Raw genomic sequence first — 17,667 nt, 5'->3', positions numbered from 1 at the left:
GCCTCAGCCGTCGTCCTGCGCCAGCAGGCGCAGGACCGCGCGCTCGGACGCGGCTTGGCGCGCCTGCGGGTCCTTGCTCACGCCGTTGCGTACGCGGATCGTGCGGCCCTGCTCGTGCAGCTCGAGCACCCGCGGGTCGACGTAGGAGCTCCGGGCGATCGCCGGCGTGTTCCCGAGGTACTCCGCGACCTCCTTGATCGCGGCGACCTGCTGCTTGTGGCGGGAGCTGGCGGTCGGGGTCGAGCGCCCCGCGGCGTGCGGGTCCTCGGCCAGCGCGAGCGCCGCGAGCACGGTCGCGTGCCAGGTCCGGAAGTCCTTCGCTGACACCTCGAGGCCGCTCAGCTCGCGCATGTAGTCGTTGACCATGGCCGGCGTCAGGCGTTGCCACCGCCGGCCCTGCCGGTAGGCGAGAAGCTCCTCGAAGCCGGCGCGGCGGCGACGCAGCTGCGCGATCGCCTCCACCGAGAGCGGGTCGTCGATGCTGATGGAGTGGTGGACGCCGGACTTCCCGGTGAAGTCGAAGACGTAGGCCTCGCCCCGCTTGCGCACGTGGCGACGCTCCAGCGTCGTCAGGCCGAAGCCACCGTTCTCGTCGGCGTAGGCGTCACTGCCGATCCGGAAGCACCCCAGATCGAGCAGGCGCACCGCGAGTGCTGATGCCCGGGCAGCGCTCATCCCGGTGGTGGTGAGATCGCGCTCCGTCCGCTCGCGTACGCGGGGCAGGACCGCCCCGAGCTCCAGCACCCGCTCGAACTTCTTCTGGTCGCGTTTAGCCCGCCAGTCGGGGTGGTAGAGGTACTGGCGGCGGCCGGCGTCATCGGTCCCGACGGCCTGGAGATGCCCGTTCTCACGGGGGCAGATCCAGACGTCCTCCCAGGCAGGAGGGATGGCCAGGGCGCGGATCCGCTCGGCCGCGTCGTCCGGCAACCGGTCACCGGAGTCGTCGAGGTACACGAAGCCGCGACCCGCACGACGGCGGGTCCACCCCGGCTCCTCCGTCGAGACCCGACGAAGCCGAACCACCAGGGGCTCCTCTCACCCGCTGGTGTCGTCGCTGTCGCGCCCTCGCGCGGCCAGCAGCCGATGCGTACCGTCGCACCAGGGCTTGATCGCGGATCCGCCGCACATGCACACCGCGCTGACCGGGCGAACCGTGTGGTGGATCTTCCCGTCCGGGTCCTGGATCTCGTGCTTCCCGCGCAGCAGCATCGGCCCGCCCGGGCACAGCACGATCGAGGCGTGCTCGAAGTCAGTCATGAGGCACCCCACTGGGTGAGCATCGTCCGGGCGTAGCGGGCCTCCAGGTCGAGGCAGGTGAAGGCGCCGAGGAGCACCTGGTCGCGCTCGCTCGGGTTCTCCTCCACGAACGCGCCGCACACGTCGCGTACAGCCACCTGCTCGTGGACGGAGTCGGCCTCGACGTGCTCGTCGTAGTAGGCCGCCATCTCCTCGGGGAAGTCCAGGCGACGCAGCCCCTGGGCGAGCTGGCGCGACGGCACCGAGCTGGTCGACTCGAACGCGGCGAAGTGGCCGAGAGCCGCTCCGCGGAGCCGGCGATGGAGCCCGAACAGGGACAGCGCGTTGTTCATCTCGAGGATCTCGGCCGGCGCCTCGTCGACGTAGCAGGCGTGGTCGGTACGCAGCCCGGCCGCTTCGATACCGCGGCGGAACAGGTGGTGATGCAGCCGATTCGGGTCGCCGTCGCCGTACTCGTCGAACAGGACCTCCATCAGCGCGGCCTTGGGTCGGGTGTCGAGCCGGGGGATGACCCAGCTGGTCGGGTCGGCCTCCTTGAGGTGGTAGAGCGAGCGGTGCTCGAGGATCTCGAGCACCTGCTCCCGGTCGGCCCGGCGCTGCACGAACCGTGCCAGCGACGGTCCGTCGTGCCGGGCTAGCAGACCGAGGAGGTCCAATTCGCGTTCCTCCTGGAAGCCGCTGTGCTCCCAGCGCCACCGCAGCTCGGCCTCGAACGACCTCTCCAGACCGCGACGCAGACGCAGCAGGTCCGCGTCCCACTCGAGGTCGGGATCGACCTCGTCGAAGCCCCGGTAGTGGAGCTCGTAGAGCGCCCACAGAGCGATCTGGGCGTCCTCGGCCGACTCCGGAGTCGGCTCCAGATCAGCGGTGGCGCCGCTCTGCAGCGCGGTGAACACAGCGGCACTCAGGGTGCCACGCGACTTCGGCAGCATCTAGGCCCACCTCTCCCTCAGACCGCGCGGTACCCGGCAGCCGGTTCGGACATGCTCGGTCGCGGTGCCCGGGCGATGTGCACGAGCACTCCTTCGCCCGGCGAGTCCCGGACCTCTTCGATCGTCAGGTCGCTGCCCTCGACCATCTCGAGCAGGCGATCGGCCTGACCGGTCGTGCCGAGCTGGAGAACGGCCGCGCCGCCGGGGGAGAGGTGCCGGGCGGTCGTCGCCAGGCACATCTCGGCGACCAGCATCCCGTCGGCGCCGCCGTCGATGGCCGTCCGCGGGTCCTCGGGATACCGCTCGACCTGGGCCGTGGGCACCCACGGTGGGTCCGCGATCACCAGCCAGTAGCGCTCGTCCGGGCCCAGGGCCTGCTCCATGCTGCCCTCGTGCACCTCGACCAGGTGCGCCAGCTCGGCGCGCTCGGCGTTGGCCCGGGCGAACGCACAGGCGACCGGATCGGCGTCGACGCACACCAGGCGGCGGCCGGTCAGGGCGGCGGCGAGCAGGCCGATCTGGCCGGCGCCGGAGCACAGCTCGAGCATCGGCCCGTCCGGCAGCTCCGCGGCCAGCTTGGCCGCCCACTCGGACTGACGGACGGTCCAGGTACGCGGCGTGAGCACGCGGTCGTCGAAGTCGATGTCGAGATGACCGAAGCGGATCATGACAACAGGTGCCTCCTGTTCAGGGGTGGAAAACTCAGGTGAGCTCGGCCAGCCGGACCACTGCTCGGTCCAGACGACCCTCCTCGTCGTGGATCCGGCGTTGGGTCGTGGAGCCGGTGCCGCCGGTGAAGATCCGGCCGATGCTCTTCTCGACGCGCACCAGGTCTCCGGTGTCACGCAACGCCGGGCCGATGTGTTCGAGCAGGCGTTCCACCACCTCACGAGCCGGCCTCGGTCGATGGGTCCGCGGGTCGAGCAGATCGCCGGTGATCCCGTGCCGTCCCGCCTGCCACATGGCGAGCCGGAGCACGGCCACCGACACCGGGTCGGGCGGCCGGCCCTCGGCCCACTCCCGGGCGCCGGTCTCGACCAGCGCCCGCGCCAGCGCGGCGACGAGCACGGCGTCGCGGGGGTCGAGGCAGACGTCGGCGACCCGGATCTCGAGTGTTGGGTAGCTGCGGGACGGCCGGGCGTCGAAGTACGCCATGCCCTCATCGAGCGGCACCCCGGTGTCGACGAGCATGCGCACGTGGTCGGCGTACGCCTGGGCACTGCCGAAGACCTCGGTCGGACCGTTCGTCGGCCACCTGGTCATCGCCTGGGACCGGTAGCTCGCGTAGCCCGAATCGCCGCCCTGCCAGAAGGGCGAGTTGGCGCTCACCGCGAGCAGCACCGGCAGCCAGGTGCGAATCCGGTCGAGCGCCCCGACGGCCTCGTCGTCGGAGTCGACGGAGACGTGCACGTGGCAGCCGCAGGTGAGCTGCTCGGTGGCGGTCAGCCCGAACTGCTCGCTGATCGCCGCATAGCGCTCGCTGTCGAAGGTCTGGGGACGTACCGGGAGCGGGGTCGTGCCGCTGGCCAGGATCAGCGCGCCCGCTTCGGTCGCGGCCGCACGCGCCTTGTCGCGCCACCTCCTCAGGTCCTGCTCGAGGATCCCGAGGTACTCCTCTGCCGGCGTGTCGGTCTCGACCTGCTGCTCCTGCAGCTCCGGGCCCACCGAGCCACCGGCCTCGCCGGCCTCGACCTCGGTGTCGCCGTGCCGCCGCGCCACCCGCAGCACGTCGCTGGCCACCGATCGCGGCGCGCCGGTCTCGGCGTCGACGAGGAGCAGCTCCTCCTCGACGCCGACTGTCCTGACCTGGTGATGGGTACTGCTCGAATGGTGGCTCTTCACTGCTCACGCCTGCCTCTGGAAGGAGCAACTCGACGATGTGTCGCCTGTTCGGATATGTGACCGAGTCCCCGTGTGCCGTAGCCGACCTTCTCGGGGAGGAGGGGCTGGCCGCGTTCACCTCGCTCACGTCCGTGCACTCCGACGGCTGGGGGATGTCCTGGCACACGCCCGAGGGCACCTGCACGACGAGCTCGCCGCGTTCCGCGCACATCGACGAGGCCTATCGCCGGCTCGTCGAGGCCCCGCTCTCCCACGCCGGGTTCGTGCATCTTCGCTGGGCGACGGGTGGGCTCGACGTACGTCCGGAGAACACCCACCCGTTCCTGACCGACGGCGCCGCGTTCGCGCACAACGGCCACATCTCCCCGATCGCGGATCTCGAGGCGCTGCTGACCCCGGATTCCCGTGCACGGCTGCGCGGTGACACCGACAGCGAGCGCTACTTCCACTTCGTGCACCAGAACGTCGAGAAGTTCGGCGACGAGGCGGAGGGCGTCACGCGAGCACTGGCCACGCTGGTCCAGAAGTTCCCGCGATGCAGCCTGAACGCGCTGATGCTCACCCGGACGCACATGTTCGCGATCCACATCAACTCGCGTGCCGACTCGCCCCTGCGCGCGCTGCGCGAGCTCTTCGACGACGAGGGCGACATCCCGCCGCGACACACGACGGAGTACTTCGCGATGGACTACCGCCGGACCGACCACGGCCTCGAGATCGTCTCCAGCGGTCTGGGGCAGCCGGGCTGGACCCCGGTACCCGCCGACACCGCGGTGATGGTCGACCTGGCCACCCGCGAGGTCACCAGGCTGGACCCGATCGCTCAGCTCGGCGCCGACGCGCTGCGGGCCCGCGACTGATGACGGGGTACCGCCGACCTGCTGTGGGGTGCGTTCGGGCATGCCCAGAGGTACCCCATCGGGCATCGCTTCATTCCGAGCCGAGCTGAATTTCCCAGCCAGTCCGTGCCTTCCTCACAGGAAGCCCACAGCGGGCGGGCGGAATCTTGAGGCATCAACCGCCTCAAGGAGGACCCGATGTCCCGCTCCCGCCGTATTCGTCACTCTCTCCTCGCCGTCCTGGCGATCCCGCTCGTCGCGATCCCGATCGCCACCCCGGCCCTCGCGGTGGCCGCGGTCGGCGCCACCAAGACGTACGCAGCCGAGTCCGGGCCCGGATACGGCTACGGCTACGGCGGTTCCATCGAGAGCTACGGCGGCGGGGCCTATGGCGGCGGGATCGTGGACCCCTACCGGCAGGGCCTCGACTCCTCGACCGCGACCGTCGACTCCGAGCCCGCGACCGAGGCCGAGTCGGCCGGCGTCGTGCTGATCAACACCACGGTCGGCTACGGCACCGGGCAGGGAGCGGGCACGGGACTCACGATCACCGGAGACGGGATCGTGGTGACCAACCACCACGTCGTCGAGGGCGCGACCTCGATCACCGTGGCAGACCCGAGCACGGGGGAGACGTACGCAGCGACGGTCCTCGGTTACGACGACGTCCACGACGTCGCGGTGCTGCAGCTCGAGGACGCCTCGGGGCTCTCGACGGTCGCGACCGACCGCGACGCCGCGACCCAGGGCGAGGAGGTCACCGCAGTCGGCAACGCCGAGGGCCAGGGCTCGCTCTCGGCCGCCGACGGCACGGTCACCGACCCGAGCACGGCGATCACCGTCAACAACGAGGACGGCACCGCCGCCGAGCTCAGCGACCTGATCCAGACCGACGCCGACGTCGTCTCCGGCGACTCCGGCGGCGCGCTGCTCGACGAGGACGGCGAGGTCATCGGGATGAACGTCGCCGCGACCTCGGGCTCGGCCGAGATCTCCGGCTACGCCATCCCGATCGACACCGTGCTCGACATCGCCGCCCAGATCCTCGCCGGGGAGGAGTCGGGCGACGTCGAGATCGGTGGCTCGGCCGCCGCGCTCGGGGTGCAGGTCGACACGACCAGGTCGACGCTGGTCGTCGGTGTCGTCGAGGACGGCGCCGCCGAGGCAGCCGGGATCACCGAGGGCAGCACGATCACCTCCGTCGACGGGACCGCCGTGGCCAGCATCGACGACATCACCTCGGTGCTCGGCGACCACGAGCCCGGCGACGAGATCTCGGTCAGCTGGACCGACGCCGCCGGCCAGGCCCACACCGCGACCGTGACGCTCGGCGAGGGCCCGGTCGCCTGACCACGAGGGTCAGCTGCTCGGTCCGTCCTCGTCGGCGCGCGGACGCTCCGCCCTGATCGGGATCGCGCCGGTGTAGCCCTCGCGTTCGAGGGCGATCTGCTGGACGCGGTCTCGGACGAGCCGCCAGCCGATCATCAGCGCCGGGATGATGATGACCAGGGTCGCGACCGTCCAGGTGCCGATCGGGTAGTCGAAGCCCATCAGGACCAGCACGGTCGCAAGGAACACGAGGGTGGCGTAGCCGGTCCACGGTGATCCCCACAGCCGGAAGTCGGGCCGGTACATCAGGCCCTTCTTCCAGCGCCGGTAGAGCTGGATCTGGCAGATCACGATGGTCGCCCAGGAGGCGATGATGCCGAGCGCCGACATGTTCAGCACGATCTCGAACGCCTGGCCCGGCACGATCGCGTTGAGGCCGACGCCGAGGAGCGTGATGCAGCCGGTGAGCAGGATCCCGCCGAACGGCACCCCGTTCCTCGACATCCGCGCGGTGAAGCTCGGCGCGCTCCCGCTCATCGCCATGGAGCGCAGGATGCGCCCGGTCGAGTAGAGGCCGGCGTTGAGCGAGGAGAGCGCCGCGGTCAGCACCACGAGGTTCATGATGGTGCCGGAGTTCGCGATCCCGAGCTGGTCGAAGAACGTCACGAACGGGCTCTCGTCCGCCCGGTAGGTCGTGTATGGCAGCAGCAGCGCGAGCAGCACGAGCGAGCCCACGTAGAAGACCGCGATCCGGGCGATTACGGAGTTGATCGCCCGGGGCATGATCTTGGCCGGCTCGGCGGTCTCACCGGCGGCGGTGCCGACGAGCTCGACCGCTGCGTACGCGAAGACGACCCCGGAGATGACGATGACGAGCGGGAGCACACCGACCGGGAACAGCCCGCCGTTGTCGATGACCATGCCGATCCCGGTCTCCTGGCCGTTGAGCTCCTCGCCTCCGGCGAGCACGATCGTCCCGAGCACGAGGAAGCCCAGCAGCGCGACCACCTTGATGAGCGCCGCCCAGAACTCCAGCTCGCCGAAGAGCTTGACCGAGATCAGGTTCATCGAGAGCACGACCGCGAGCGCGACGAGCGCGATCACCCATTGCGGGACGACCTCGAAGGTGCCCCAGAAGTGCATGTACGTCGCGATCGCCGTGACGTCGACGATGGAGGTCATCGCCCAGTTCAGGAAGTACATCCAGCCGGCGGCGAAAGCGGCCGGCTCACCCAGGAACTCCCGGGCGTAGGAGACGAACGATCCCGACGAGGGTCGGTGCAGCACGAGCTCGCCGAGCGCGCGCAGGATGAGGAAGACGAACACGCCGCAGAAGGCGTAGACGAGGAACAGGCCCGGTCCGGCTTCGTGGAGGCGGCCGCCCGCTCCCAGGAACAGTCCGGTGCCGATCGCGCCGCCGATCGCGATCATCTGCAGCTGCCGGGGGCTGAGGCTCTTGTGGTAGCCCTCGTCCTCGTCGGTCAGGCCGCTGACCTGATTGCTGGCCTGGCCGCTGGTCTGGCCTTCGGTGTCGGTCATCGGCTCGCTCCCGGTCCGGAGTGCGGCGGCTCGGGCACGTCCTTGAACAGGAGCCACCCGCCGACCACGGCGACGACCGCCGCCACGGCGTAGCCGATCAGCGACCACCAGCCGAGATGCAGGTACGCCGTCACCCCGACGATCGCCAACGCGAGGAACACCATTGTCATGCCGATGATCGGCGTCCGTGGCCTGTATGGATCCCGTGCCAATGCGATCACCTTCACCTGGCAGGGCCCCCGATGGCCCCGCTCCGGGGACCAATTAGAACGCATCGAGCGGGTTCTCGCGGTGACCGGACGTCGCCCGGCGTTTCCGTTCCACCGGACGGCAAATAACAGTAAGGTCGCCTTACAGTTAACCCCCATGAAGGAGCGTTCGATGCGTAGCTCGAGGATCCGCACCATCCGCACCACACTCACGGCGACCGCCGCTCTGGCGCTCGTCCTGGTTGCCCCGCTGGCCGCGCCGGCCGCCGTGCCCGGCCCCGACGCCGGCGGCGCAGCAAGCCGCACCGGAGACGTCGAGGCGGCCGCCCTGACCTGGTCCGACGAGTTCGACGGGCCGGCCGGCAGCGCCCCCAACGGCGCCAACTGGAACTTCGAGACCGGAGGCGGCGGCTGGGGCAACAACGAGCTCCAGACCTACACCGACTCTCGCGAGAACTCCGCCCTCGACGGCAACGGCAACCTGGTCATCACCGCCCGCCGGAGCGGGAGCGGCTACACCTCGGCCCGACTCACCACCAAGGGCAAGGTGCAGCCGAAGTTCGGCCGCCTGGAAGCGCGGATCCAGATCCCGCGCGGCCAGGGGATCTGGCCGGCCTTCTGGATGCTGGGCGGCCAGTTCCCGAACACGCCGTGGCCGAACGCCGGCGAGATCGACATCATGGAGAACGTCGGCTACGAGCCCCACCTGGTCCACGGCACCCTGCACGGTCCGGGATACTCCGGCGGCAACGGCATCACCGGTCAGTACATGCACCCGCAGGGCTGGTCCTTCGCCGACACCTTCCACACCTTCGCGATCGACTGGCGGCCCGGCTCGATCACCTGGTCGGTCGACGGGGTGGCCTACCAGACCTTCACCACGGCCAACACCGGCGCCAACCCCTGGGTCTTCGACCAGCCGTTCTTCTTCATCCTCAACGTCGCGGTCGGCGGCAACTGGCCCGGCAACCCCGACGGCACGACCCAGTTCCCGCAGAGCATGGTCGTGGACTACGTACGCGTCTACGACTCGCAGCTCTAGGACGTGACGGGCCCGAGGAAGCGGATGACGACGCCGTCGTCGTGATGCACCCGGGCTCGCACGCCGTAGACCTCGGCGATGAGGGTCTCGGTGAGCACCTGCGCGGGCGGTCCGCCGGCCACGACGCGGCCTTCGGAGAGCACGAAGACCTGGTCGCAGTAGGCGGCGGCGAGGTTGAGGTCGTGCAGGGCGACGAGGCAGGTCGTGGGCATCCGGCGGACCAGTGAGAGCAGGGCCAGCTGGTGACGTACGTCGAGGTGGTTCGTCGGCTCGTCCAGGAGCAGGATCTCGGGCTCCTGGGCGAGCGCCCGAGCGATCTGCGTACGTTGCCGCTCGCCGCCCGAGAGGGTCGAGAAGCGCTGGTCGAGGCGGTCTGCGATGCCGGCGTGGGCGGCGGCCTCCTCGATGACGGCGCGGTCGTGGGCGCTGTCGGGAGCCCAGGCCGGGCGGTGGGGGACCCGGCCGAGCGCGACGACGTCGCGTACGCGGAGGTCCTGGCTGGTCGCCGGCTCCTGCTCGACGACCGCGAGCCGGCGTGCCAGCCGGCGCCGGGACATGCCGGCGAGCGGGCTGCCGTCGAGCAGGACGTCCCCGGAGTCCGGTGGCTTCAGCCCGGCCAGGATCCGGATCAGCGAGGACTTCCCGGAACCGTTGGGACCGAGCAGCCCGACGGTGGTGCCGTCCTCGACCTGCAGGGACACCTCGTCGACGACGAGCCGGCCACGGGGAGCCCAGTGGACCCTGCCGGCTTCGAGCGCGGTCATCGGCGGGCCCTCAGCAGCACGAGCGCGAAGGCCGGCACCCCGACCAGCGCGGTCGCCACCCCGACCGGGAGCTCCTCGGGATCGATCACCGTCCGGGCCGCGGTGTCGACCCAGATCAGGAAGATCGCGCCGAGCAGCGCGGTGGCCGGGAGCAGCAGCCGGTGCCCGACCCCGACCAGCGCGCGGGCGAAGTGGGGCAGGACCAGACCGACGAAGCCGATCGCTCCGGACGTGGAGACGATGACGGCCGTCATCAGCGCCGTGAGCACGAGGAGCACGGCCCGGATGCGCGTGACGTCGACGCCGAGCGAAGCCGCCGCGTCGTTGCCGAACGCGAACGCGTCCATCCACCCGGCGCCCGCGACGCAGCAGAGCAGCCCGCCGAGCACGATCACCCCGCAGACGAGTACGTCGGTCCAGCTCGCCGAGGAGAGCGACCCGAGCAGCCAGAAGAGCACTCCGCGCGTCTGCTCGGCGTCGGCCGCGGTGAACACGATGAACGAGGTGAGTGCCGAGAAGAGCTGGGTGGCGGCGATGCCGGCCAGCACGAGCCGGTCGGTGGTGCCGCCGGCGAGCGAGGCGAGCAGCAGCACGAGCGCGAACGAGACGAGCGCGCCCGCGAACGCCCCGGTGGAGAGACCGATCGCGCCCGAGCCGACGCCGAGCACGACGACCGCGACCGCCCCGGTGGAGGCTCCCGAGGAGATGCCGAGCACGAACGGGTCGGCGAGCGGGTTGCGCAGCAGCGACTGCAGGATCACTCCGCAGATCGCCAGTCCGGCCCCGCAGATCCCGGCCAGCAACGTACGCGGCAGCCGCAGGTCCCACACGATGCTCTGCTGGAGCAGAGTGAGGTCGGAGAGCCCGAGCCCGGCTCGGTCGGCCACGACGCCGTAGACGTCGGCGACGCTCAGGTCGGAGGGCCCGACGGTGATGGCGCCGGCGACCGAGGCCAGCACCACCAGCGGCGCCACCAGCAGGACGCCGGCGCGGGGGAGGCGTACGGGCATCAGCGGAGGTCGAGGTCGGCCAGCTGGTCCGCGACGTTCTCGACCGCGTAGACGGTGCGGATCGAGGGGTTGAGCTCGGCTCCGGAGAGCGTCACGAAGCGATCGTTCTGGACCGCGTCCATCCGGGCGGTGACCGGGTTGCTCTTCAGGTAGTCGATCTTGGCGCGTGCGGTCTCGGCGGTCTGGCTCTTGCGGGTCAGGTCGCCGAGGACGATGACATCGGGGTTGCGCTCGGCGACGGTCTCCCAGTTGATCTGCGGCCACTCGTCGGTGGTGTCGTCGAAGACGTTCTCGATGCCGAGGGTGCGGCCGATGATCCCCGGGCCGCCGCAGCAGCCGGCCAGATAGGGCGACTCGGAGTTGGCGAACCAGTACATGGCGCTCACCTCGCCTTCCGGCGCCTCGGTCCGGGCGGTCTCCAGCCGCTTCGACAGGTCGGCGACGAGCTCCTCGCCCCGCTCGGGGACGCCGAAGATCCGCGCCAGGTCGGTGATCTCCTGGAAGATCGTGTCGATCTCGAGGGCGTCGTGGCGGGTGCCGTCGTCATCGCCCTCGTTGTCCTTGAGGCACTCGGCGGGGGAGAGGTAGGAGCCGACGCCGAGCTTCTCCAGGTCCTCGGGCGTGGTCACCCCGCCCTCGCCCAGCGTGCTGATGAAGGAGGCCGTGACGAAGTCCGGCTCGGCCTCCAGGACGCGCTCGTAGGAGGGCGCGTTCTCGGCCAACCGGGGCACGCCCTTGTTGTCCGCGGCCAGCGAGTCGAGCACCGGGTCGGTCCAGGTCGCGGTGCCGGCCATCCGGTCGGCCAGTCCGAGCGAGAGCAGGATCTCCGTGGAGCCCTGGTTGAGCGAGACGACGCGCTCGGGCGGTGCCTCGAGGGTGATCTCGCGCCCGCAGTTGGTCAGGGTGAGCGGGAAGCCGGTGGTGTCGGCGGCCGCCTGCTGTGCGCCGGAGGGCTGGTTGGCGGCGCAGCCGGCCAGTGCGGAGCAGAGCACCAGGACGGTGCTCGCGGTGAACGTTCGGATGGTGCGGGAGAGGTGCACGTCGGTCCTCGAGCTGGTCGCGGGCTGGTGCGCGTCGCCCGTCCTGACCGGCAGCGGTCTGCTGCAGGGCCAGCAGGTCTTCGGACTCGGGATCGACCGGCGCGAGACGCCTTCCCAGGCCCGAGGGCCCAGTGGCACAGTGTCCCGTCCGTCACCCACACCGCTGCGCGTCAGTCCCGGACTCTCACCGGGTTCCCGTGCCGGGACTACGTCCCGAGCGGCTGGCTCCAAGACCGTAGCAGGGGGCCCCGCCCCCGTGGGGGACGACCTCAGCCCTCGCGATGGGCGCTCAGCCCGTCCTCCCCGGGCGCGACCGAGTCGTGGAGTCTGATCGTGTGGTCGTAGTGCTCCTCGGCCATCGGCCGGTAGTCGATCCGCGGCTCCGTCATCACGCCCTCGAGACGTACGCTCAGATCGGCCTCGATCCGCGCCATGACCTGGGCGTCGATGGTGTCGGTGTCCGTGATCAGGTGCGGGCGCAGCGGTTCCATCCCGGTGTACCAGAACGTGCCGTGCAGAAGGGGCCACAGGACGTCCTCGATGTCGCCGCTGATCCCGCGCGGACCCAGCGTCGCGGCCCGGTCACCGGCGGTGACGATCGTCAGCGCGCGCTTGCCGATCAGGCCGCCCTTGCCGTACTTGAGCGGCTTGCCGGTCTCCGGATCCGGTACGTCGAAGGCGAACCCCGACTCGAAGACCCGGTCGATCCAGCCCTTGAGGATGGCCGGCACCGAATACCACCACAGCGGGAACTGCACGACCAGCAGATCGGCCTCCCGCAGCCGGTCCTGGTGGCGGCGTACGTCGGCCTCGCCCCGCTCCACCAGAAGTGGATTGAAACCTTCTCGATAGAGGTCGATCTCGTCGACGCTCCAGCCGGCCGCGCCGAGCGCGTCCACGCCGATCTCGCGCAGCCGTCCGTTGAGTGATGACGCGTGCGGATGTGCCCATACCCAGAGTGCGTGCATGGGGCTCTGAACGCCGTCTGACGCGGAGGGATTCCCGACTGGATCCGGGCGGGCGCCGACGCGGTCTGATGACAAAGTCCGGATCTCGCTCAAATTAGCGGCCTCAGAGTGTTGACGTATGTGATTGCCATCACTAGCGTAAACCAGGCTTGAAACCTTTCAATTCGAGGAGCTGCCCATGCCGGACACACCCGCCGCACTGGAGCTGCGGGACGTGGCCAAGTCCTTCGGCCCCGTACGCGCCCTCCGGTCCGGAAGCCTCCGGGTCGAGGCCGGATCCATCCACGCGCTCGTGGGGGAGAACGGTGCCGGGAAGTCGACCCTGGTCAAGATCGTCGCCGGGCTCTACCGCCGCGACGCCGGCGACTACCTGCTCTCCGGAGAACAGGTCGACTTCCGCAACACCGCCGACGCCAAGCAGGCCGGGGTTGCGGTCATCTACCAGGAGCCGACCCTCTTCCCCGACCTCTCGGTCACCGAGAACATCTTCATGGGACGCCAGCCGACCAACCGCTGGGGCAAGATCGACCGCGCCGCGATGCGCACCGAGGTCGTCGAGCTCTTCGCCAGGCTCGGCGTCCCGATCGAGCCCGACCGTCCGACCGAGGGCCTCTCGATCGCCGACCAGCAGCTGATCGAGATCGCCAAGGCGCTCTCGCTCGACGCCAAGGTCCTGATCATGGACGAGCCGACCGCCGCCCTGTCGGGCAACGAGGTCGAGCGGCTGATGAGCGTGGCGCGCACGCTGCGCGACCAGGGCTGTGCCGTCGTCTTCATCTCGCACCGCTTCGACGAGGTGTTCGCGCTCTGCGACACGATCACGGTGATGCGCGACGGTGCCTATATCTCCACCGACCCCATCTCGGCGGTCACCGAGGACGAGATCGTCCAGCGGCTCGTCGGGCGCGAGGTCTCCGACCTCTACCCGAAGCTCGAGGCCACCGTCGGCAAGCCCCTGCTCGAGGTCAAGGGCCTCACCCGCACCGGCCTGTTCCAGGACATCAGCCTCACCGTCCGCGAGGGCGAGATCGTCGGCCTGGCCGGCCTCGTCGGAGCCGGGCGCAGCGAGGTCGCGCAGGCGATCTTCGGCGTCGACCCCTACGAGAGCGGCGAGGTCACCCTCGAGGGCCGGCCGGTCCCGCCGGGTGACCCGCGACGGGCGATCGAGATGGGGCTGGCGTTCGTCCCCGAGGACCGCCGCCAGCACGGTCTCGTCCTGGACGCGCCGATCTCGCGCAACATCACCCTCCCGACGAGCGGCAGGCTCGCCCGCACCGGGCTGATCAGCACCGGCATCGAGAACCGCTCGGCCGCCGACTGGGCAGCCCGGCTCGAGGTCAAGGCCGCGACGCTGGACACCCTGGCCGGCACGCTCTCGGGCGGCAACCAGCAGAAGGTCGTCCTGGCCAAGTGGCTCTCGACCCGGCCCAAGGTGCTGATCATCGACGAGCCCACCCGAGGCATCGACGTCGGCACCAAGTCCGAGGTCCACCGCCTGCTCTCGACCCTCGCGCAGGAGGGTCTCGGGATCCTGATGATCTCCTCCGAGCTCCCCGAGGTGCTCGGTATGGCCGACCGCGTGATCGTCCTCAGCGAGGGTCACCAGACGGCCGAGCTGAGCCGCGCGGAGGCGACCCCCGAGGCCGTCATGCGCGCAGCGACGGCCCACCACTCCACCACCCTGAACGTCAGCGAGGCATCATGACCACCACGCTCGACGCGCCCGCCCCGGCCGCGCCGCAGCCACGCCACCGAGCAGCCAGCCGGCTGACCTGGCTCCTGAAGCAGCGTGAGACCGGCATCGCCGTCGCCTTCATCGCGCTGCTCGTGGTGACCACGGCGGTGAACCCCAACTTCCTGTTCAGCACGGACGGTTGGCGCGACCTCACCCTGACCCCCGCGATCCTGGTGTGCCTGGCGATCGGCCAGGCGATGGTGATCGTCACCCGCAACGTCGACCTCAGCGTCGGCTCGACCCTCGGGCTCACGGCCTACCTGGCCGGGCGGCTCTTCCTCGACACCGGGCTCCCCGTGATCCTGGTCGTCCTGATCGCCGTCGCCGCGGGCGCCGTGCTCGGCCTGATCAACGGGGCCCTGGTCGCCTTCGCCAAGGTGCCGGCGCTGGTCATCACCCTCGGCACGCTCTACGTCTACCGCGGGATCATGCTCGAGTGGGCCGGCAGCGACCGGATCAACGCCTCCGACATCCCGCCCGGGCTGCTCGACTTCGGCACCGGATCGTTCCTGTTCATCCCCAACCTCGCGTGGATCTCGTTCGCGCTGCTGGCCGTCGCGATCTACCTGATGCGCTCCACCCGCGTCGGCCGCGAGTTCTACGCGATCGGCTCCGACCCCGACGCCGCCACCCTCTACGGGCTGCGTGACAAGCGCCGGGTCCTGCAGGCGTTCGCCACCTCGGGTGCGCTCGCCGGCCTCGCCGGGATCCTGTACGTCTCCCGCTACGGCACCATCAGCTCCGGTGTCGGCCAGGGCATCGAGCTCGAGGCCGTCGGCGCCGCGGTCGTGGGTGGCGTGGCCATCTTCGGCGGCAGCGGCACCGTCCTCGGGGCAGCCCTGGGGGCGTACCTCCTCACCACCATCAACCGGGCGCTCCCGGTCCTGGGCATCCCCGACTTCTGGCAGCAGGCCGTCGTCGGTGCGCTGATCATCGGCGCGATCGTCCTGGACCGCTACTTCGCCCGCCGTCAGCACGACAAGCTCCTCGCAGAGAGGGAAGATTCATGACCAGCCTGCTCTCCGAGAAGGCACCGACGAGGACGTACGCCGCCCACGCCAAGCCGTGGTGGCAGCGCACCCTGATGACCAGGGACTCGGCGATCATCGCCCTGCTCGTGGTCGTGTGGCTGTACGCCTCGATCGCGATCCTCAACTTCTCCGACCCGATCACGGTCTACTTCCTGGTCCTCGACATCGCGCCGATCCTGCTGATCGCGCTGCCGATGACGCTGATCATCATCACCGGCGAGATCGACCTGTCGGTCGCGAGCGTCGTCGGGCTCTCCAGCGTGCTGTTCGGGGTGCTGCACCGTGAGGGCCTCCCGATGGTCGCCGCGATGGTGATCGCCCTGCTCGCCTGTGCGGTCGCCGGAGCGCTCAACGGGGTGCTCGTCACCCGCTTCGGACTGCCGTCGCTGGCCGTCACGATCGGCACCATGGCGCTCTTCCGCGGCATCGCGGTCGGCGCGCTCGGCACCACCGCGATCACCGACTGGCCCGACGCCTGGGGTGACGCCGTACAAGCCCGGATCGGCGGCTCCCAGATCCCGCTGATGACGATCCCGCTGGTCGTCCTGATCCTGATCTTCGCCGTGATCCTGCACTTCACGCCCTTCGGGCGCGGCATCTTCGCGGCTGGCCTCAGCAAGGACGCGGCCCGCTTCTCCGGCGTCAACGTGGACCGTACGAAGCTGATCCTGTTCACCCTCAGCGGTCTGGTCTCGGGGCTGGCGGGCATCTACTTCACGCTGCGCTACGGCAGCGCCCGTGGCGACAACGCCACCGGCCTGGAGCTCCAGGTCGTGGCCGCGGTGCTCCTCGGCGGGGTCTCGATCTTCGGCGGCCGCGGGGCCATCCCCGGGGTCATCGCCGGCGTCGTCCTGATCGGGACGATCGGCAGCGCGCTGCGCTTGGACGGACTCAGCGCCAACATCATCCAGATCATCACCGGCGTACTTCTCATCGCAGCGGTCATCGCGGCCAGCGTTCTCGGTTGGACCGGTCGCATCGTCGGCACCTATCGCCGGCAACACAGCTCGGACGAACCATCCTCAAAGAAATCGGAGTGAGAGACATGACCAGCAAGTTCCGACGCGCAGGCAGTGCCGTCGCCATCGTTGCGGCCCTCGGCCTCGCCCTGTCCGCCTGCGGCGGCGGGAGCGACAGCGGCAGCGATGGAGAGGGTGGCGGCGACACCAGCAGCATCACCTTCATCCCGAAGAACCTCGGCAACCCCTACTTCGACGCCTCCGACACGGGTGGCAAGAAGGCCGCCGACGAGATCGGCACCACCTGGAAGCAGGTGGGCCCGACCGAGTCGACCCCCGACTCCCAGGTCAGCTTCATCAACACCGCGACCCAGCAGCGCGCAGGGGCGCTCGTCATCTCGGCCAACGACCCGACCGCCATCGGTGACGCGCTCGAGGAGGCCCGCAACGCCGGCACCAAGGTCGTCACGATGGACTCCGACACCGAGCCGCAGTTCCGCGACGCCTTCGTCAGCCAGGCCGACGCCGCCGGCATCGCCAAGAGCCAGGTCGACCTGATCGCCGAGCAGATCGGCGACGAGGGTGAGATCGCGATCCTCTCCGCGGCTGCCAACGCCACCAACCAGAACGAGTGGATCAAGCTGATGGAGGAGGAGCTGGCCGCGAGCCACCCGAACATCAAGCTCGTCCAGACCGTCTACGGTGACGACGACGACCAGAAGTCGTTCGACAAGACCGCCGGCCTGCTGCAGTCCCACCCGAACCTCAAGGGCATCATCAGCCCGACCACGGTCGGCATCGCCGCGGCCGCGCGCTACCTGTCCGACTCGGAGTACAAGGGCAAGGTCGCGCTGACCGGTCTCGGCACCCCGAACCAGATGCGGGAGTACGTCAAGGACGGCACCGTCAAGGCGTTCGCGCTGTGGGACCCCGAGCAGCTCGGCTACCTCGCCGCGTACACCGCCGACGCGCTCGCCTCCGGTGACATCGAGGGCAAGGAGGGCGACACCTTCGAGGCCGGTGACCTGGGTGAATACACCGTAGGCGCCGACGGCGTAGTCGTGTTGGGTGAGCCGACAGTCTTCGACGAGTCGAACATCGACGACTTCGACTTCTGAGGTTCCCGCCCCGTGTAACACGCTGTTCGTAGGACTACTCGCCCTATGGGAAC

At 70.0% G+C, this 17,667-nt stretch carries 18 protein-coding genes and 1 riboswitch; of the genes, 7 read left to right on the top strand and 11 right to left on the bottom strand.

Annotated features, from left to right (window positions below; genetic code table 11):
• Positions 1-3: 3 nt before the first annotated feature.
• From OG801_RS06060 to OG801_RS06040, 5 genes are read right to left on the bottom strand one after another with little or no spacing between them, the layout of a single operon-like run.
• Complete coding sequence (locus OG801_RS06060) at positions 4-1,023, bottom strand: DNA topoisomerase IB (RefSeq protein WP_406034471.1); 1,020 nt, start codon at positions 1,021-1,023, stop codon at positions 4-6.
• Between the two features lie 12 nt (positions 1,024-1,035).
• Positions 1,036-1,257 carry a CDGSH iron-sulfur domain-containing protein gene (locus OG801_RS06055; protein WP_406034470.1) on the bottom strand — a complete coding sequence of 74 codons (222 nt, stop codon included), beginning with the start codon at positions 1,255-1,257 and terminating at the stop codon, positions 1,036-1,038.
• On the bottom strand, positions 1,254-2,189 hold the full coding sequence (locus tag OG801_RS06050; protein ID WP_406034468.1) for an iron-containing redox enzyme family protein: 936 nt from the start codon (positions 2,187-2,189) through the stop codon (positions 1,254-1,256). Before OG801_RS06050 ends, OG801_RS06055 begins: the two co-directional genes overlap by 4 nt.
• A 17-nt stretch (positions 2,190-2,206) precedes the next feature.
• Positions 2,207-2,857 (bottom strand): methyltransferase, encoded by a 651-nt coding sequence (locus OG801_RS06045; protein ID WP_406034466.1) that lies wholly within the window; start codon positions 2,855-2,857, stop codon positions 2,207-2,209.
• Positions 2,858-2,891: 34 nt separating this feature from the next.
• On the bottom strand, positions 2,892-4,031 hold the full coding sequence (locus OG801_RS06040) for a glutamate--cysteine ligase (protein WP_406034464.1): 1,140 nt from the start codon (positions 4,029-4,031) through the stop codon (positions 2,892-2,894).
• A 35-nt stretch (positions 4,032-4,066) separates the two neighbouring features.
• Between OG801_RS06040 and OG801_RS06035 the strand changes: the two genes are divergently transcribed.
• On the top strand, positions 4,067-4,891 hold the full coding sequence (locus tag OG801_RS06035; protein WP_406034462.1) for a class II glutamine amidotransferase: 825 nt from the start codon (positions 4,067-4,069) through the stop codon (positions 4,889-4,891).
• Positions 4,892-5,068: 177 nt separating this feature from the next.
• The gene (locus OG801_RS06030) at positions 5,069-6,220 is read left to right on the top strand and encodes a S1C family serine protease (protein ID WP_406034460.1); all 1,152 of its coding nucleotides are present in this window, start codon (positions 5,069-5,071) and stop codon (positions 6,218-6,220) included.
• A gap of 9 nt (positions 6,221-6,229) precedes the next feature.
• Here the strand turns inward: OG801_RS06030 and OG801_RS06025 are convergent, their stop codons facing one another.
• Together OG801_RS06025 and OG801_RS06020 are read right to left on the bottom strand one after the other, a co-directional pair.
• Positions 6,230-7,738, bottom strand: coding sequence for an amino acid permease (locus OG801_RS06025; protein ID WP_355020506.1), 1,509 nt, complete (start codon positions 7,736-7,738; stop codon positions 6,230-6,232).
• Positions 7,735-7,908 (bottom strand): hypothetical protein, encoded by a 174-nt coding sequence (locus OG801_RS06020; protein ID WP_091048707.1) that lies wholly within the window; start codon positions 7,906-7,908, stop codon positions 7,735-7,737. Before OG801_RS06020 ends, OG801_RS06025 begins: the two co-directional genes overlap by 4 nt.
• Before the next feature lie 211 nt (positions 7,909-8,119).
• Between OG801_RS06020 and OG801_RS06015 the strand changes: the two genes are divergently transcribed.
• Positions 8,120-8,989, top strand: a complete 870-nt coding sequence (locus OG801_RS06015) for a family 16 glycosylhydrolase (RefSeq protein ID WP_406034457.1) — start codon at positions 8,120-8,122, stop codon at positions 8,987-8,989.
• On the opposite strand, the gene OG801_RS06010 is transcribed toward OG801_RS06015, so the two are convergent.
• From OG801_RS06010 to OG801_RS05995, 4 genes are all read right to left on the bottom strand, one after another.
• A complete protein-coding gene (locus tag OG801_RS06010; protein WP_406034456.1) occupies positions 8,986-9,753 on the bottom strand; it encodes an ABC transporter ATP-binding protein in 768 nt (255 codons plus the stop codon). The two genes, OG801_RS06015 and OG801_RS06010, sit on opposite strands and share 4 nt — an antisense overlap.
• The gene (locus OG801_RS06005; protein ID WP_406034454.1) at positions 9,750-10,763 is read right to left on the bottom strand and encodes a FecCD family ABC transporter permease; all 1,014 of its coding nucleotides are present in this window, start codon (positions 10,761-10,763) and stop codon (positions 9,750-9,752) included. The genes OG801_RS06010 and OG801_RS06005 overlap by 4 nt, the downstream gene beginning before the upstream one ends.
• Positions 10,763-11,803 carry an ABC transporter substrate-binding protein gene (locus tag OG801_RS06000; protein WP_406034452.1) on the bottom strand — a complete coding sequence of 347 codons (1,041 nt, stop codon included), beginning with the start codon at positions 11,801-11,803 and terminating at the stop codon, positions 10,763-10,765. Before OG801_RS06000 ends, OG801_RS06005 begins: the two co-directional genes overlap by 1 nt.
• Positions 11,804-11,856: 53 nt before the next feature.
• Positions 11,857-12,044, bottom strand: a riboswitch (cobalamin riboswitch).
• 28 nt (positions 12,045-12,072) lie between these two features.
• Positions 12,073-12,771 carry an NAD(P)H-dependent oxidoreductase gene (locus tag OG801_RS05995; protein ID WP_406034449.1) on the bottom strand — a complete coding sequence of 233 codons (699 nt, stop codon included), beginning with the start codon at positions 12,769-12,771 and terminating at the stop codon, positions 12,073-12,075.
• A gap of 178 nt (positions 12,772-12,949) precedes the next feature.
• Between OG801_RS05995 and OG801_RS05990 the strand changes: the two genes are divergently transcribed.
• The 4 genes from OG801_RS05990 to rhaS are packed head-to-tail and all read left to right on the top strand — an operon-like array spanning position 12,950 to position 17,614.
• Entirely contained in the window at positions 12,950-14,476 is a 1,527-nt protein-coding gene (locus tag OG801_RS05990) for a sugar ABC transporter ATP-binding protein (protein WP_355230477.1), read from the top strand.
• Positions 14,473-15,516, top strand: coding sequence for an ABC transporter permease (locus OG801_RS05985; RefSeq protein WP_355020514.1), 1,044 nt, complete (start codon positions 14,473-14,475; stop codon positions 15,514-15,516). The genes OG801_RS05990 and OG801_RS05985 overlap by 4 nt, the downstream gene beginning before the upstream one ends.
• Positions 15,513-16,577, top strand: a complete 1,065-nt coding sequence (locus OG801_RS05980; protein WP_355020515.1) for an ABC transporter permease — start codon at positions 15,513-15,515, stop codon at positions 16,575-16,577. The genes OG801_RS05985 and OG801_RS05980 overlap by 4 nt, the downstream gene beginning before the upstream one ends.
• A gap of 5 nt (positions 16,578-16,582) precedes the next feature.
• Positions 16,583-17,614 (top strand): rhamnose ABC transporter substrate-binding protein, encoded by a 1,032-nt coding sequence (rhaS, locus tag OG801_RS05975; protein ID WP_406034447.1) that lies wholly within the window; start codon positions 16,583-16,585, stop codon positions 17,612-17,614.
• Positions 17,615-17,667: the final 53 nt, after the last annotated feature.

This window comes from Nocardioides sp. NBC_00163 (genome assembly GCF_045206295.1).
In the GTDB taxonomy this organism is placed as follows: domain Bacteria; phylum Actinomycetota; class Actinomycetes; order Propionibacteriales; family Nocardioidaceae; genus Nocardioides.
This window is presented reverse-complemented; position numbering and strand designations above follow the sequence as displayed.

Coding starts and splice junctions, on each gene's coding strand:
- OG801_RS06055 (WP_406034470.1), bottom strand. CDS start 1,257: ATGACTGACTTCGAGCACGCCTCGATCGTGCTGTGCCCGGGCGGGCCG.
- OG801_RS06050 (WP_406034468.1), bottom strand. CDS start 2,189: ATGCTGCCGAAGTCGCGTGGCACCCTGAGTGCCGCTGTGTTCACCGCG.
- OG801_RS06045 (WP_406034466.1), bottom strand. CDS start 2,857: ATGATCCGCTTCGGTCATCTCGACATCGACTTCGACGACCGCGTGCTC.
- OG801_RS06035 (WP_406034462.1), top strand. CDS start 4,067: ATGTGTCGCCTGTTCGGATATGTGACCGAGTCCCCGTGTGCCGTAGCC.
- OG801_RS06030 (WP_406034460.1), top strand. CDS start 5,069: ATGTCCCGCTCCCGCCGTATTCGTCACTCTCTCCTCGCCGTCCTGGCG.
- OG801_RS06025 (WP_355020506.1), bottom strand. CDS start 7,738: ATGACCGACACCGAAGGCCAGACCAGCGGCCAGGCCAGCAATCAGGTC.
- OG801_RS06020 (WP_091048707.1), bottom strand. CDS start 7,908: ATGACAATGGTGTTCCTCGCGTTGGCGATCGTCGGGGTGACGGCGTAC.
- OG801_RS06015 (WP_406034457.1), top strand. CDS start 8,120: ATGCGTAGCTCGAGGATCCGCACCATCCGCACCACACTCACGGCGACC.
- OG801_RS06010 (WP_406034456.1), bottom strand. CDS start 9,753: ATGACCGCGCTCGAAGCCGGCAGGGTCCACTGGGCTCCCCGTGGCCGG.
- OG801_RS06005 (WP_406034454.1), bottom strand. CDS start 10,763: ATGCCCGTACGCCTCCCCCGCGCCGGCGTCCTGCTGGTGGCGCCGCTG.
- OG801_RS05995 (WP_406034449.1), bottom strand. CDS start 12,771: ATGCACGCACTCTGGGTATGGGCACATCCGCACGCGTCATCACTCAAC.
- OG801_RS05990 (WP_355230477.1), top strand. CDS start 12,950: ATGCCGGACACACCCGCCGCACTGGAGCTGCGGGACGTGGCCAAGTCC.
- OG801_RS05985 (WP_355020514.1), top strand. CDS start 14,473: ATGACCACCACGCTCGACGCGCCCGCCCCGGCCGCGCCGCAGCCACGC.
- OG801_RS05980 (WP_355020515.1), top strand. CDS start 15,513: ATGACCAGCCTGCTCTCCGAGAAGGCACCGACGAGGACGTACGCCGCC.
- rhaS (WP_406034447.1), top strand. CDS start 16,583: ATGACCAGCAAGTTCCGACGCGCAGGCAGTGCCGTCGCCATCGTTGCG.